Annotated in this window: 18 protein-coding genes; 17 read left to right on the top strand and 1 reads right to left on the bottom strand. The window is 70.5% G+C overall.

The window, feature by feature from the left end; genetic code table 11:
* The 4 genes from ACWGSM_RS05230 to ACWGSM_RS05215 all read left to right on the top strand — a co-directional run bounded on the left by ACWGSM_RS05230 (window position 1) and on the right by ACWGSM_RS05215 (window position 3,149).
* Window positions 1-1,227 carry a kynureninase gene (locus ACWGSM_RS05230; protein ID WP_452321906.1) on the top strand — a complete coding sequence of 409 codons (1,227 nt, stop codon included), beginning with the start codon at window positions 1-3 and terminating at the stop codon, window positions 1,225-1,227.
* Window positions 1,224-2,042, top strand: a complete 819-nt coding sequence (locus ACWGSM_RS05225) for a PaaX family transcriptional regulator (RefSeq protein ID WP_452321905.1) — start codon at window positions 1,224-1,226, stop codon at window positions 2,040-2,042. Before ACWGSM_RS05230 ends, ACWGSM_RS05225 begins: the two co-directional genes overlap by 4 nt.
* A gap of 12 nt (window positions 2,043-2,054) precedes the next feature.
* On the top strand, window positions 2,055-2,699 hold the full coding sequence (locus ACWGSM_RS05220; protein WP_452321904.1) for a DsbA family protein: 645 nt from the start codon (window positions 2,055-2,057) through the stop codon (window positions 2,697-2,699).
* Window positions 2,700-2,804: 105 nt separating this feature from the next.
* Window positions 2,805-3,149 (top strand): hypothetical protein, encoded by a 345-nt coding sequence (locus ACWGSM_RS05215; RefSeq protein ID WP_452321903.1) that lies wholly within the window; start codon window positions 2,805-2,807, stop codon window positions 3,147-3,149.
* 63 nt (window positions 3,150-3,212) lie between these two features.
* Here the strand turns inward: ACWGSM_RS05215 and ACWGSM_RS05210 are convergent, their stop codons facing one another.
* Window positions 3,213-3,563, bottom strand: coding sequence for a hypothetical protein (locus ACWGSM_RS05210; RefSeq protein WP_452321902.1), 351 nt, complete (start codon window positions 3,561-3,563; stop codon window positions 3,213-3,215).
* 172 nt (window positions 3,564-3,735) lie between these two features.
* Here ACWGSM_RS05210 and ACWGSM_RS05205 point away from each other — a divergent pair, with 172 nt between their 5' ends.
* The 13 genes from ACWGSM_RS05205 to ACWGSM_RS05145 all read left to right on the top strand — a co-directional run bounded on the left by ACWGSM_RS05205 (window position 3,736) and on the right by ACWGSM_RS05145 (window position 13,295).
* A complete protein-coding gene (locus ACWGSM_RS05205) occupies window positions 3,736-5,127 on the top strand; it encodes an MFS transporter (RefSeq protein ID WP_452321901.1) in 1,392 nt (463 codons plus the stop codon).
* A gap of 142 nt (window positions 5,128-5,269) precedes the next feature.
* Complete coding sequence (locus ACWGSM_RS05200; protein ID WP_452321900.1) at window positions 5,270-5,626, top strand: hypothetical protein; 357 nt, start codon at window positions 5,270-5,272, stop codon at window positions 5,624-5,626.
* A 7-nt stretch (window positions 5,627-5,633) separates the two neighbouring features.
* Window positions 5,634-6,425 carry a nitroreductase family protein gene (locus ACWGSM_RS05195; RefSeq protein ID WP_452321899.1) on the top strand — a complete coding sequence of 264 codons (792 nt, stop codon included), beginning with the start codon at window positions 5,634-5,636 and terminating at the stop codon, window positions 6,423-6,425.
* A 74-nt stretch (window positions 6,426-6,499) separates the two neighbouring features.
* Window positions 6,500-7,282 carry an endonuclease/exonuclease/phosphatase family protein gene (locus ACWGSM_RS05190; protein WP_452321898.1) on the top strand — a complete coding sequence of 261 codons (783 nt, stop codon included), beginning with the start codon at window positions 6,500-6,502 and terminating at the stop codon, window positions 7,280-7,282.
* Window positions 7,279-7,899, top strand: coding sequence for a DUF2238 domain-containing protein (locus ACWGSM_RS05185; protein WP_452321897.1), 621 nt, complete (start codon window positions 7,279-7,281; stop codon window positions 7,897-7,899). Before ACWGSM_RS05190 ends, ACWGSM_RS05185 begins: the two co-directional genes overlap by 4 nt.
* A gap of 66 nt (window positions 7,900-7,965) precedes the next feature.
* Complete coding sequence (locus ACWGSM_RS05180) at window positions 7,966-8,226, top strand: hypothetical protein (protein WP_452321896.1); 261 nt, start codon at window positions 7,966-7,968, stop codon at window positions 8,224-8,226.
* Window positions 8,227-8,251: 25 nt separating this feature from the next.
* The gene (locus ACWGSM_RS05175; protein WP_452321895.1) at window positions 8,252-9,097 is read left to right on the top strand and encodes a transposase; all 846 of its coding nucleotides are present in this window, start codon (window positions 8,252-8,254) and stop codon (window positions 9,095-9,097) included.
* A 135-nt stretch (window positions 9,098-9,232) separates the two neighbouring features.
* Window positions 9,233-9,397 (top strand): hypothetical protein, encoded by a 165-nt coding sequence (locus ACWGSM_RS05170; RefSeq protein ID WP_452321894.1) that lies wholly within the window; start codon window positions 9,233-9,235, stop codon window positions 9,395-9,397.
* A gap of 49 nt (window positions 9,398-9,446) precedes the next feature.
* Complete coding sequence (locus ACWGSM_RS05165) at window positions 9,447-9,965, top strand: SRPBCC family protein (RefSeq protein WP_452321893.1); 519 nt, start codon at window positions 9,447-9,449, stop codon at window positions 9,963-9,965.
* Entirely contained in the window at window positions 9,962-11,446 is a 1,485-nt protein-coding gene (locus ACWGSM_RS05160; RefSeq protein WP_452321892.1) for a phytoene desaturase family protein, read from the top strand. Before ACWGSM_RS05165 ends, ACWGSM_RS05160 begins: the two co-directional genes overlap by 4 nt.
* A 91-nt stretch (window positions 11,447-11,537) precedes the next feature.
* Complete coding sequence (locus tag ACWGSM_RS05155) at window positions 11,538-12,344, top strand: hypothetical protein (protein WP_452321891.1); 807 nt, start codon at window positions 11,538-11,540, stop codon at window positions 12,342-12,344.
* Window positions 12,322-12,735: a phage holin family protein gene (locus ACWGSM_RS05150; RefSeq protein ID WP_452321890.1), complete on the top strand. Its 414-nt coding sequence runs from the start codon at window positions 12,322-12,324 to the stop codon at window positions 12,733-12,735. Before ACWGSM_RS05155 ends, ACWGSM_RS05150 begins: the two co-directional genes overlap by 23 nt.
* Window positions 12,732-13,295, top strand: coding sequence for a DUF3618 domain-containing protein (locus ACWGSM_RS05145; RefSeq protein ID WP_452321889.1), 564 nt, complete (start codon window positions 12,732-12,734; stop codon window positions 13,293-13,295). Before ACWGSM_RS05150 ends, ACWGSM_RS05145 begins: the two co-directional genes overlap by 4 nt.
* Window positions 13,296-13,336: the final 41 nt, after the last annotated feature.

The following is a 13,336-nucleotide window of genomic DNA, read 5'->3' as shown; positions in this document are numbered from 1 at the left end:
ATGACCGACATCACCGCCGACCTGCTCGCCGAGGCCCGCAAGCTCGACCAGGCCGACCCGCTCGCTCACCACCTCGCCGAATTCGCCGACGCCCCTGGCGTCATCGCCTACCTCGACGGCAATTCGCTGGGCCGCCCGCTGCGCGATCTGCCCGAGAAGGCCGCGGCGTTCGTCCGCGACGACTGGGGCACGCGTCTCATCCGCTCGTGGGACGAGCAGTGGATGCAGCTGCCGATGCACCTCGGTGATCGCATCGGCGCGATCATCCTCGGCGCCGCGGCCGGCCAGACCGTGGTCGCCGACTCGACCAGCGTGCTGCTCTACAAGCTCATGCGTGCCGGTGTCGCCGCGCGACCGGGTCGGGACGAGATCGTCATCGAAGCGGGCAACTTCCCCACCGATCGCTTCATCGCCGCCGGTGTCGCGAACGAGACCGGCGCGACGCTGCGCTGGGTCGAGCCCGACCCGATCCTCGGGGTCACGGCCGATCAGGTCGCATCGGTGGTCTCCGAGCGCACCGCACTCGTCGTGCTCAGCCACGTCGACTACCGCTCGGGTTCGCTCGCCGACATGCCGTCGATCACCCAGGTGGTGAAGGCTGCCGGAGCGCTGATGCTCTGGGATCTGTGCCACTCGGCCGGCGTCGTGCCCATGCAGCTCGACGACTGGGGAGTCGACATGGCCGTCGGCTGCACCTACAAGTACCTCAACGGCGGGCCGGGATCGCCGGCGTTCGCGTACCTGTGCACCGAGCACCACGGCACGGTCGTGCAGCCGATCCACGGCTGGTGGGGTGCCGCCGACATCTTCGCCATGGGCCCCGAGTACACGCCGGTCTCGGGCATCCGGCAGCTGCTCAGCGGCACCCCGCCGGTGCTGTCGATGCTGCCGATGCAGGGCATGCTCGACCTGATCGAGCTGGAGGGGGTCACCGCCCTGCGGGTGAAGTCGATCACGCTCACCGAGTTCGCGATCCGCGCCTACGACGCGCTGCTCGCACCGCTCGGCGTGCGGCTGCTCTCGCCACGCGAGGCCTCGCGCCGCGGCGGCCATGTCACGATCGGACACGACTCGTTCCAGGAGGTCACGACGCAGCTGTGGGCCGACGGCGTGATCCCCGACTTCCGCTTCCCCGACGGCATCCGCTTCGGCCTGTCACCGTTGAGCACCTCGCATGAGGAGACGCTGCGCGGCGTGATCGCCGTGCGCGACGCCCTGCAGCCATGACCGCGCCCTCAGCGGCGGTGCTCGACGACATCGAGGCGCGGCCGGGCAGCGCGACCTCGCTGCTGCGCACCCTGATCGGGCTGTACCTGCGCCCGCTCGGCGGCCGCATCTCGTCGGCGGCGCTCGTGCGGCTGGCCGGCGACCTGAGCATCCCGGCCGCCCGCGCGCGCACTGCGATCACCCGGCTCAAGCAGCGCGGTCTGCTTATCGCGACGCCGGATGCGGGGTACGCCCTGAGCCTTGCGGCGCTGCCGATGCTCGAGCGCGGTGACCGTCGCATCTTCGCGGTGCGCACCATGGCGGCGGGAGAGGACTGGCTGCTCGTCTCGGCAACCATCCCCGAGACGCGTCGCGACCTCAGACATCAGCTGCGCCGCCGGCTGCAGTTCCTGGGCGCGGGCGCCGTCACGGCGGGGCTCTGGATCCTGCCCGGCCATCTGTCCGACGAGGCGGAGCAGCTGCTGGCCGAGCTGGATGCCCGCGCCTACGCCACCCTGTTCCGCACGAGCGATCCGGTGCCGTCCGAGCCCCTCGCCGACGCCGCCTCGCGCTGGTGGAACCTGGGCGCACTGCGCGCGGAACACGAGCGGTTCCTGGCATCCCTTGACGACCTGGATGAGGCCGAGCCGTTCGCCGCGTATGTCCGCCTGATCGACAGCTGGCGAGTGCTGCCCTACGTCGACCCGGGCCTGCCCGCGACCCTGCTGCCCGATGACTGGCCCGGCGAGCGCAGTGCCGGCGAGTTCGAGCGGCTGTCGCGGGCACTCGCCGCGTCGGCGCTCGCCCACGCACGGGATGCCGTCGGCGGCAGCTGACAGGATCGAGGCATGAAGAACTCCGTCAAGGCCGTCATCATCACCGGCGGCCTGGTCATGGTGCTGCTGATCGGTGTGCTCGTGTGGGCCGTCGCGCAGCGCGCCGAGTCCGAGAACGACCCGAAGCCACAGGTGCTGCGCGAGGAGTCGCACGTTCTCGACGATGCCGGGCGGGATGCGGTCACCGTGGTGGAGTTCCTCGACTTCGAGTGCGGGGCGTGCCGCGCCGTGTACCCCGAGGTCGAGCAGCTGCGACAGAAGTACGACGGGCAGATCACCTACGCGGTGCGGTACTTCCCCCTGCCGGGTCATGTGAACTCGATGCCCGCGGCGCTCGCCGCCGAGGCCGCCGGGGAGCAGGGCGAGTTCGAGGCGATGTACCACCGGCTGTTCGAGACCTTCGCCGAGTGGGGCGAAGCCGCCGAACCGACCCCGGAGGTCTTCCGCGCCCTCGCCGACGAGCTCGGGCTCGACATGACGGCCTATGACGGGGCCGTCGCCGACCCGGCCACCACCGAACGCGTGCGACGCGACAGATCCGAGGGCACCTTCCTCGGCGTCGAGGGCACGCCCACGTTCTTCGTCGACGGGCGGATGGTCGCGCTCACCGGCCCGGGTGACCTCGAGAGGGCGATCGTCGAGGCCCAGTCGCGCTGACGCCTGCGGGCGGAGCGGGGCATTGTGTCGCCCCGTGTCGGGTCTTCTCGACGCTCGCCGGAGCCGGACGTATTCTCGGTGAACCCGATCGTGAGGAGATGCACCGTGAACACGCCGCCCACCCGCTTTTCGCCCCTCGAGGTGCGTGAGCGTGCGGCGTGCATGTGCGACCACGGGGACGTCTGCTCGTCGTACACTCCCGGTCATGCCCTGCATCTGATCCAGGCGCGGATGGCGTCGGCTACGCCGCTCGGCTGGGTGGATGCCATCGTCGAGGCGACAGATGCGGCATCCGGAGCTCTTCGTCTGCGCACCCTCGACGGCGGCCCGCATACGGTGTGGAGCGCAGCCGGTGCGGCGCTCGAAGCGCCCGCGGGCACGCCGGTCGCACTGCACGCCGACTATGACGTGCTGGCCGTCGGCCGCGTGCTCTACAACGTCGCGCGCTGACCCTTCGGCGGGTTCCGGGACGCAGGAACGGCAGGCTCAGGGACGAGGGAGGGACGTCGCCCGTCAGGAGGCCATCTTCGTCATGGCGTCGCGCATGGCCATGCACGCGTCCATGCACGCCCTGCACGCCTGAGCGCACATCCGGCAGACGTCGCTGTTCTCGGCGTGCGCCTGACAGGCCTCCATGCACATCCGGCACATCGCGATGCAGGCGTCGAGCATCGACATCATCGCCTGCGCCGTCATGCCCTGCATGCGCAGCATCGAGCGCATCATCGTGCCGCACATGTCGGCGCAGTTCATGCACGCGACGCTGCAGTCCATCATCTGCGTCGAACAGACCGTGCACGCCTGCTCGCACGCGGCGCAGGCGTCGATGCAGGCCTGCATGACCGCCATGTCGATCATCTCCATGCCGGACGTCTTCATCTCGGACGCCATCGCGTCCATCATCATCGAATCCATGGTTCGCTCCGCCTGGGTCGTCGGCTTCTCGCCGAAGGGTCGAGACGGGGCAGGTCGTCCCGCCTGCGGCCAGGGTACGCCTGCTCGTGCCGCAGGTCGATGGCGGGAGTAGTGTCGGCCTGTGCCCACGTTCACCCGCCTGCAGCGACTGGTCGTCGCGGTCGCCGTGCTGGCCTCGTTCGTCACCTTCCTCGACGGAACTGTGGTCACGGTGGCGCTGCCGGCGATCAGCCGCGAGCTGGGCGGCGGCATCGCCACCCAGCAGTGGGTGGTCGACGCATACCTGATCACCCTGAGCGCGCTGATCCTGCTTGCGGGGTCGCTGTCGGATGCCTACGGCCGCGTGCGCGTGATGCGGATCGGCCTGATCGCCTTCGGCATCGCGTCGGTCGCGGTGGCAGCGGCTCCCGACCCGCTGGTGCTGATCATCGCCCGCGCTGCGCAGGGCGCCGCGGGCGCCCTGCTCGTGCCGAGCTCGCTGGCGCTGATCACCGCGACCATGCGCGGCGAGCTGCAGTCGCGGGCCATCGGGGTGTGGACGGCGTTCACCACCGCCGCGCAGCTGGTCGGGCCGCTGATGGGCGGTCTGTTCGTCGACCTGCTCTCGTGGAGGTTCGTCTTCCTCATCAACGTGCTGCCGATCGCCGCGACCCTGGTGCTGCTCGGCCGGCTGGATCTGCCCGAGCACGAGCGCGATGTGCGGGTCGACTGGACGAGCGGCATCCTCTGCGCGCTCGGACTGGGCGCGGTCGTCTTCGCGCTGATCGAGCAGGAGCGGCTGAGCTGGTCGAATCCGGGGATCTGGATGCCCGGAGCCGCGGGCGTGGCGCTGCTCGCCGTCTTCCTGTGGCGCCAGGCTCGTGCGGCGCATCCGCTGCTGCCCCTGTCGATGTTCACGGTGCGCAATTTCGGCTGGGGCAACGTGTCGACCCTGTTCGTGTACGCGGCGCTGTCGCTGAACGGCTTCGTGATCGGCGTCTACCTGCAGCAGGGGCCGGGGCTCAGCGCGACAGCGGCGGGGCTCGCGAGCCTGCCGGTCACGGTGCTGATGATCCTGCTGTCGTCGCGCGCCGGAGCCTGGGCCGGGCGGCTCGGGCCGCGCCTGTTCATGACCGTGGGCCCGCTGCTGATGGCGGTCGGGTCTCTGCTGCTGCTCACGGTCGCCCGTGACTTCGACTACTGGTGGCAGGTGCTGCCGTCGATGATCGTGCTCGGTCTCGGCCTGGCCCTGACGGTCGCGCCGCTGACGTCGGCGATCCTCGGTGCGATCGACGAGCGTCGCAGCGGCATCGCGTCGGCCGTGAACAACGCCGTCTCACGCGTCGCCGGGCTGCTGGTGGTCGCCATGCTGTCGACCATCGTCGGCGGGGCGCTCGACCTCGACGGCTTCCACAGCGCCGTGATCGTCACCGCCGTGCTGTTCGCCGCGGGCGGTGTGGTGTCGTGGATCGGCATCCGGCGAAATTCCGCCGAGCCCGCGGACCCGCTTCCCGCCGGCGACCCGACTCAATGAGCGCAGGAGAACACGCGAGATCAGGTGAATTCGGGCCTGATTCGCCTACCTCGGCGTGTTCCCCTCCCTCGGATGCGTGGGCGCCGGATGCCCCGCGCGCAACCCCTCGCGCCGAACGCGCGCGGCATGATGTGCTGATCCCATGACACGCAGGCGGCGAGCACGAGGGCACCGACGCCCGGCGTCGGCTGCGTTTCTGGCATCCGGAATCTGCTACGTCGCCAACTGCGCCCTCGGCACCGCCGTCGCGACCAGAATCGTCGACACCAGACGCTTCCGGTGGGTGCACCACGCGCTGTACATCGCGACCGTCTCGACCACGATCCTGGCGCTGGTCGTCGGCATCCGCCACGACCGGCGCGCTGCCCTCGCCCTCGCCCCCGCGCTGGCGCCCCTCGCCGTCATCCCGTATGCGGGAACGCACACCCGCCGGCATCCCGCCATAGCTCTCACCGCCGCGCCGTTCATCGCCGCCGGCGTCGTCCTCACCCGCCGATAGGAGCACCATGGAATTCCTCGACGTCATCCGCCGCCGCAAGACCACGAACGGGCCGTTCCTGCCCGACGCCGTCAGCGACGAGCACCAGCGGCTGCTGATCGAAGCTGCGAGCCGCGCCCCCTCGCAGCTGAACAGCCAGCCGTGGCGTTTCGTCGTGATCGAGCAGCGCGAGACGATCCAGCGGATCGCGAAGATCTCGGGCGAGAGCATGACCGAGGTGATGTCGAACGGCACGTTCTTCGAGCGCTACAAGCCCTACTTCCGCTTCAGCGAAGCCGAGATGGAGCAGAAGCGCAGCGGGATGCTGTTCGACAAGCTGCCCGCGCTGCTGCGCCCGTTCACGAGCCAGGTGTTCACCTCACGCGGCCAGAAGCTGATGAACTCGCTCGGTGTGCCCAAGACCCTGGGCGCCGAGAACGCCAAGCTCGTCGCCGGTTCGCCGCTGCTGCTCGGCGTGATGCTCGATCGCAGCGAGTACCGCCCCGGCGAGCTGTCGTCGTTCTACTCGGTGTTCAGCATGGGCGCGGCGATGGAGAACATCTGGCTGACCACGGTGGAACTCGGCATGGGCATCCAGTTCATCTCGTTCCCGATGGAGGCGCCGGGCCGCTGGGACGAGATCGTCGAGCTGCTGCACGTTCCCGACGATCTCGAGCTGATGGCGGTGTACCGCCTGGGCTATCTGCCGCCCGAGCAGCGACGCCCCGCCATCGACTGGTCGAGCTCCCAGCGCAAGCTGCCGTCGCAGTTCGTGTTCCGCGAGACGTGCGAGACGCCGCAGCAGGGCTGGGACGGGTGACGATGGCGGCCCCCGAATCCGATGGGCCGCGGGATGCCCTGGTCGGGCCTCGCGGAGCGCCCGACGTGCACGTCATGACCTTCAACATCCGCCGCGCCGCGGACGACATGCTGCGCCGTCGCGCCGACCGGTGGTCGTGGCGTGCTCCCGCCGTGCACGAACTGCTGGCCTCGGAGCGGCCGACGCTCCTCGGCCTGCAGGAGGCGCTGCCGCGCGTCATGCCGCTCGTACACGAATCGCTCGGCCCCGATCACCGTGCGATCGGCACCGGAAGGGCAGCCGGGGGACGCGGCGAGGGCGCGCCGATCCTCTACGACGCCGCGAGTCTCGAGCTGCGTGACTGGGGGCAGCGCGCACTGTCGGACCGTCCCGACCTGGCGGGCTCCACCGGGTGGGGCAACCTGCTACCCCGGATCCTGGTCTGGGCCGAGTTCGCCGAGCGCAGCACCGGCACGCGATTCGTCGCGGTCAACACCCACCTCGACCATCTCTCCGCGTCGTCGCGGAAGCGCTCCGTGCGGAGCATCCGTCGGCTCGTGGCCCAGCGCGGCATGCCGGCGGTCGTGACCGGCGACCTCAATGCCGACGCCGGCTCGACGGCCGTGCGTGCATTGCAGGCGGGCCGCGCTCTGGTCGACAGCTGGGAGGCCGCAGAGCGGACGGCCGGTCCGCGCTGGGGCACCTACCCGCGGTACGGGCGACCGCGCGTCGGTGGCCGGCAGCTGGACTGGATCATGACGACGCCGGATGTGCGCGTGCGCGCGGTCGGCGCGAACGCACGCACACCCGGCGGACGCCGGCCGTCGGATCACCTGCCGGTGCAGGCGGTTCTGCGCTTCGGAGAGGATGCCGCATGAAAGAGGACTTCCTGCGGCCGCCGCGCACCGCGGCGGAGTGGACGGCCGACGCGCTGCGCCTCGTCGGCATCCTGGGTGTGATCGCGGCGGCCATCCGGCTCGAGCCGACGGATGCCGGGATCGCGGCGCTGGCTCTGCCCGCGCTCGTGCTGCCGCGGATGCTCGGCATGCGGGCCTGGTTCGACACCACCGCCGGCGCGACCGTTCTCGCCGCCGCGTGGAGCAACGTGTTCGAGCTCTACGCCGCGATCTCGTGGTGGGATCTTGCCATCCACTTCGCCTGCACCGGGGTGCTGGCGATCATCACGGCAGAGGTGCTGACGCGGGCCGGCGTCGTCGACATCACCGCATCGGCGACCTCGAGGTCGCGGACGCCCCTGGTGCTCATGCCGCTGATCGCCCTCGCGCTCAGCGCGGTCTGGGAGATGATCGAGTGGTTCGGGTCGGCGTACATCAGCGATCAGATCCACGTCGGCTATCAGGACACGATCGGCGACATGGTGCTCGGCGGGCTCGGCGGAGTCGTGGCGGGCGTGATGCTGGCGCTGAGCGACGTGCGTCGTGTGCCGGGCCCGGAGCACCTGGCGGACGCTGTCCTGTCGGATCGGCGCGGATGATACCCCTCGAGGTGCTGGCCGTCACGGCCCTGCCTCGATCGCCCGCGAAGAGCTGATACTCAGGGCATGACTCACCACAACGGAAACCCCGACGACCTGCACGACGACGCGGCCGCAGACTCCCCTCAGGCTGCGGACGGCGCGAACGGCGACCCGCAGACTGCTGACGAGGCGCTGCCGGACGGCCAGTTCGACAGCCAGAACATGCCGACGACGGATGGCGAGCCCGCCTCGGGCGACGATCCCGCGGCGAGCGCCGGCGCGGAATCGCCCGAAGAGGGCGACGCCGCCATGAGGGCGGCCGAAGAGGCGACGAAGAACGACTGATCGCCCACGCGATAAGGTCACTCGCATGAGCGAAGCGGGTGACTTCCAGAAGATCGCCGCCGAGCTGTACGCCGGGACGCCTGAGGACTTCATCGCGTCGCGGAACGCGCGCGCGAAGGACACCGATGACCCCGCGCTCTCGGCGGCGATCCGCGCGCTGCGCAAGCCGAGTGTCGCCGCGTGGGTGGTGAATCTCTTCGCCAGGCAGCGCGCCGCCCGGCTCGGCCAGGCGCTGCAGCTCGCCGCCGAGTTGCGCGAGGCCCAGGAGGATCTGGATGCCGCGACGCTCTCGCAGCTCGGGCGGCAGCGCCGGGCGCTCACCGATCAGCTTGCGACGGAGGCGGCATCGCTCGCGACGGCAGAGGGCGGGCGAGTGACGGACGCCACACTCGAGGCGGTGCGGCAGACGATCTCCGCGGCATTCTTCGATCCCGACGCGGCTGCAGCCGTGGCATCCGGACGCCTGGTGCAGGGCCTCGAGCCGACGGGGTCGTTCGATGTGGACTCGGCCGTCGGAGGCGGACGAGCGGATGCTCCGGTCACCGCGAAGCCCGCGGCCGACGAGGTGGGCGCGCGGCGAGAGCAGCGCAGCGCCGAGCGGGCGCTGCGCGAGGCGGAGAAAGCGCATGACCGTGTCGAGAAAGCCGCTCGTCGCGCCGATGACGACGCGAAGGAGGCCGACGAGCGGGTCAACCGGCTCTCGCAGCGCATCGCCGAACTCGAAGACGAGCTGGAGCGCGCACGCCACGACGCGACCCAGGCGGAGAAGGACGCTCGCGCCGCGGCCGATCGGCGGCGACGGGCGGCAGCGGAACGGGCATCCGCTGCGCATGCCGTCGGCCAGGCGCAGCAGGCGCTCGATGAGCTCTGAGTCGGATCGGGTCGGCGCGTGCAGATGATACTCGCGACTGCGCCCGGCGTCACGGCCCTGCCGGATGTCGGGGCGATGCGGTGTGCTCACGGTATGACAGGCAGCCACGGCGACGAACACCGCGACACTCATGACGTGACCGAGACGGCGGAAGAGGACGCGCGGGACGACGCGCGGACGTCCGGCGGCCTCGGCGACGACGGCACGATCCCCGACGATCCCGAAGGCATCGCGGCGGGGCACACCGGCACCGCGTCGACGTTCGAGCCTGAGGAGGACGAGCTCGCCGACGAGCCGTGACCCGACGCCTGTATGACCGACCACTGAACCGACTGCTGAGGAGCGAGCGATGGCCCGGAATGTGAGGGTGCTGCACTGCACTCCGGAAGACGTCTTCGAATCACTGGGAGACGGGTGGCTGTACCCCGCGTGGGTGGTCGGCGCCTCGCGCATGCGTGCCGTGGATTCGACCTGGCCGACGCCGGGATCCGAGCTGCACCATTCGTTCGGAGTATGGCCCCTCCTGATCAACGACAAGACCATCGTCGAACAGCACGAGCCTCCGCGCAGGATGGTGCTGCGCGCACGAGGGTGGCCGATGGGCGAGGCGCGGGTGACGATCGAGGTGCGCGCGAAGGGCGACGGCTCCCTGGTGCGCATCCAGGAGGAGCCGATCGCCGGACCGGGCCGGTTCGTCCCGCGGCCGATCATGGACGCCCTGGTGCGCTGGCGCAATGCCGAGACGCTGCACCGTCTGGCGTACCTCTCCGAGGGCAGGGCGGCCGCCCGCACGCGGGAAGGGTCACCGGAGGTGACGACGCCGCCGGACCGATCGCCTGCCCCGGAGCCCGAGGCGCCGGAGCTGTGACCGCCCGGCGTCATTCCGGTGGGGATGGCCTCGACGTCGTCGTGGTCGGAGCGGGCCCGAACGGGCTCGCGGCCGCAGTGACACTCGCCAGGGCGGGTCTGCGCGTGCGCGTCTATGAGCGCGAGAGCCGGCCGGGCGGCGGCGCCGCCACCCGCGAGCTCACCCTGCCGGGCTTCCAGCACGACGTCTGCTCCGCCGTGCATCCGATGGCCTTCGAGTCGCGCTTCTTCCGCGACTTCGGGTTGCGTGATCGCGTCGAGTTCATCACCCCGGAGGTGTCGTTCGGCCAGCCCCTGGACGGTGGACGCGCGGGCATCGCCTACCGCGACCTCGGCCGCACCGCCGATGCGCTCGGAGCGGACGGACGGGCGTACCAGCGACTTCTGCGACCGCTGGTCGAGCGGGCGACCGAGGTGGCCGACTTCACCGGCTCCTCCCTGCTGCAGATACCCCGGCACCTGCTCACCGCGGTGCTCTTCGGTCTGCGCTCCCTCGAGCAGGGCAGCCCCGCGTGGAATGCGCGCTTCCGGGAAGACGTCGCGCCCGCCATGCTCACCGGCGTCGCCGCGCACACGATCCTCGCGCAGCCCAGCATCGCCGGCGCCGGCGCCGGCTTGGCCCTCACGACGTACGCGCACGCGCAGGGCTGGCCGATACCGATCGGCGGAAGCCAGGCCATCGCGGATGCCATGGTCGACGATCTGCGCCGCCACGGCGGCGAACTGGTACTGGATCACGAGGTCGAATCGTTGAGCGCGCTCCCCGACGCATGGGCCACACTTCTCGACGTCACCCCGCGAGCGCTCCTGCGCCTGGCGGCCGACGTCATGCCGTCCGGCTACCGGCGTGCGCTGCAGCGGTTCCGCTACGGGGATGGCGTCGCGAAGGTTGACTTCGCGGTGAGCGACCCGGTGCCGTGGTCGAATCCCGAGCTGCGCCGCGCGGGAACGCTGCACGTCGGCGGCGCACGCGCCGAAGTGGCGGATGCCGAGAACCAGGTGCACCGTGGGCGGCTCCCCGACCGCCCGTACGTGCTGGTGTCCCAGCCGACGCTGTTCGACCCGAGCCGCGCTCCCGCGGGAAAGCACACGCTGTGGACCTACACGCATGTGCCCGCGGGAAGCACTGCGGATCGCAGGGAAGCGGTGATCGGCCAGATCGAACGGTTCGCCCCTGGCTTCCGCGACACCATCCTGGCGACGAGCTCGCGCAGCGCACGGGAGGTGGAGCAGCACAACCCGAACTATCCGGGCGGAGACATCGCGGCCGGCGCACCGAACCTCTGGCAGCTGTTCCGTCGGCCGGTGCTCAGCCCGGATCCGTGGCGCACTCCGATCCCCGGCGTATACCTGGCCTCCGCCTCCGCATCGCCCGGGCCGGGGGTCACCGGGATGCCCGGGTGGCTGGCGGCTCTGAGCGCGCTCCGCCACGAGTTCGGCATCCACGACCTTCCGGACCTCTCGCCCGGACTTACACCGTAAACCGAAGCAGTGCAAGGGGCCTGGCCGGATGGTCGCCCGGGCTTAGACATGGGACACCGATCCTCCGATCGGTCCGCGAAAAGGAGCACTCATGTCGGACAATTTCGAGACGACCAGCCCGAGCGGTTCGGGAGCGCCCGCGCACGGGGCGGGCGCACAGCCGTATGATTCGGGCTCGCAGCCCTCGGGCTCGCAGCCCTCGGGCTCGCAGGGCAAGGTCGATGCCGCCAAGCACGAGGCATCCGATCTCAAGGACAGCGCCACCGGGCATGCGAAGGATGTCCTCGGCGCAGCCAAGGACGAAGCGTCGAGCGTCGTCGGTGAGGCGAAGATGCAGGCGAAGGACCTGTACGCGCAGACGCAGCGCGAGCTGCGCGACCAGGCCGGCACGCAGCAGCAGCGGCTGGCTACCGGCCTTCGCTCCGTCGGTGACGAGCTGGGAGCGATGGCCTCCAACTCGACGGGCAGCGGGATAGCCGCGGACCTGGTTCAGCAGGCATCCGGACGGGTGTCGGCAGCGGCGAGCTGGCTCGGCGACCGGGATCCGGGCGCGGTGCTCACCGAGGTGAAGCGCTACGCACGACGCAAGCCCGGCACGTTCATCCTCGCCGCGGCGATCGGCGGAGTGATCGTCGGGCGGCTGACGCGCGCACTGGCTTCCGACGCAGCAGATCAGAAGCACGCGGCCGCGCAGACGCCCGCCGCGCCGCCGGCTCCTCCGGTGCCGCCCGCCCCACCGGTGCCTCCGGTCACGCAGGTACAGCCGGATCACTCGGTGCCCACTCCGGTGAGCGACACATCGACGTCGGCTGCGGAGACGCCACTGTACAGCCAGACCCGCTCGACCAGGGCGGATGCCAGCGGGGAGGACGGCTATGACCGACCCCACACCGTCTGAGCAGAGGGCAGCCTCGTCATCGCTCGGTGAGCTTCTCGGCGAGGTGTCGCGTGACATCTCGACGCTGATGCGGCAGGAAGTCGCACTGGCGAAGGCAGAGCTCAAGGATTCGGCGGCGAAGTCCGCCAAGGGTGCAGGCCTGATGGGCGCAGCCGGGTACGGCGCGCTGATGGCCGTGTTCTTCCTGTCGATGGCGCTCTGGTGGGCGCTGGGCACCCTCATCGGCGGCGGATGGTCTGGCGTCATCGTCGCCGTCATCTGGGCGCTGATCGCCCTGGCCCTCTTCTTGGTCGGACGTGGCCAGCTGCAGGAGGTCGAAGGAGCACCGCAGACCGTGGAGACCCTCAAGGAGATCCCGGACACGCTGAAGAGAAATGAGGAGAACCGATGAGCAATTCAGCCGATGAGATCCGCTCTGACATCGAGCGGACCCGTCAGGACCTCGGCATGGACGTCGACGCCCTGGCCGACAAGGTCACCCCGTCGAAGATCGTCGATCGGCAGATGGGCAAGGTGCGGGGCGCGTTCGGCTCGGTGCGCGACCGTGTCATGGGCGCTGCGGACGACGCCGGCTCGTCGATGTCCGACGCCGGGGCGCACGCGGGTGACGTGAAGGATCGCGTCGTGGCGAAGGCCGAGGGCAACCCGCTCGCCGTCGGGCTGATCGCCTTCGGTGCGGGACTCGTGCTCGCGTCACTGATCCCCGCCTCGTCGAAGGAGAAGGAACTCGCGTCGACGGTGAAGGACCAGGCACAGCCGCTGATCGATGAGGCGACCGACGTCGCCAAGGAGGTCGGCGAGCACCTGAAGGAGCCGCTGGCCTCGTCGGTCGAGTCGGTCAAGGCATCCGCGCAGGACTCGGCCGCCGCCGTCAAGGACGAGGCGCAGTACGCCGCGAACGAGGTCAAGCACGACGCTCAGGATGCTCGCGACAACGTCACGAACAGCTGACGCTTTTCCCCCCTGGGCGGGCGGGCTCCGATTCCGGAGCC

It is taken from the genome of Microbacterium sp. NPDC055521 (assembly GCF_053619695.1).
Note: the sequence above shows the minus strand (reverse complement) of the source record. Positions and strands in the feature narration are given on the sequence as shown.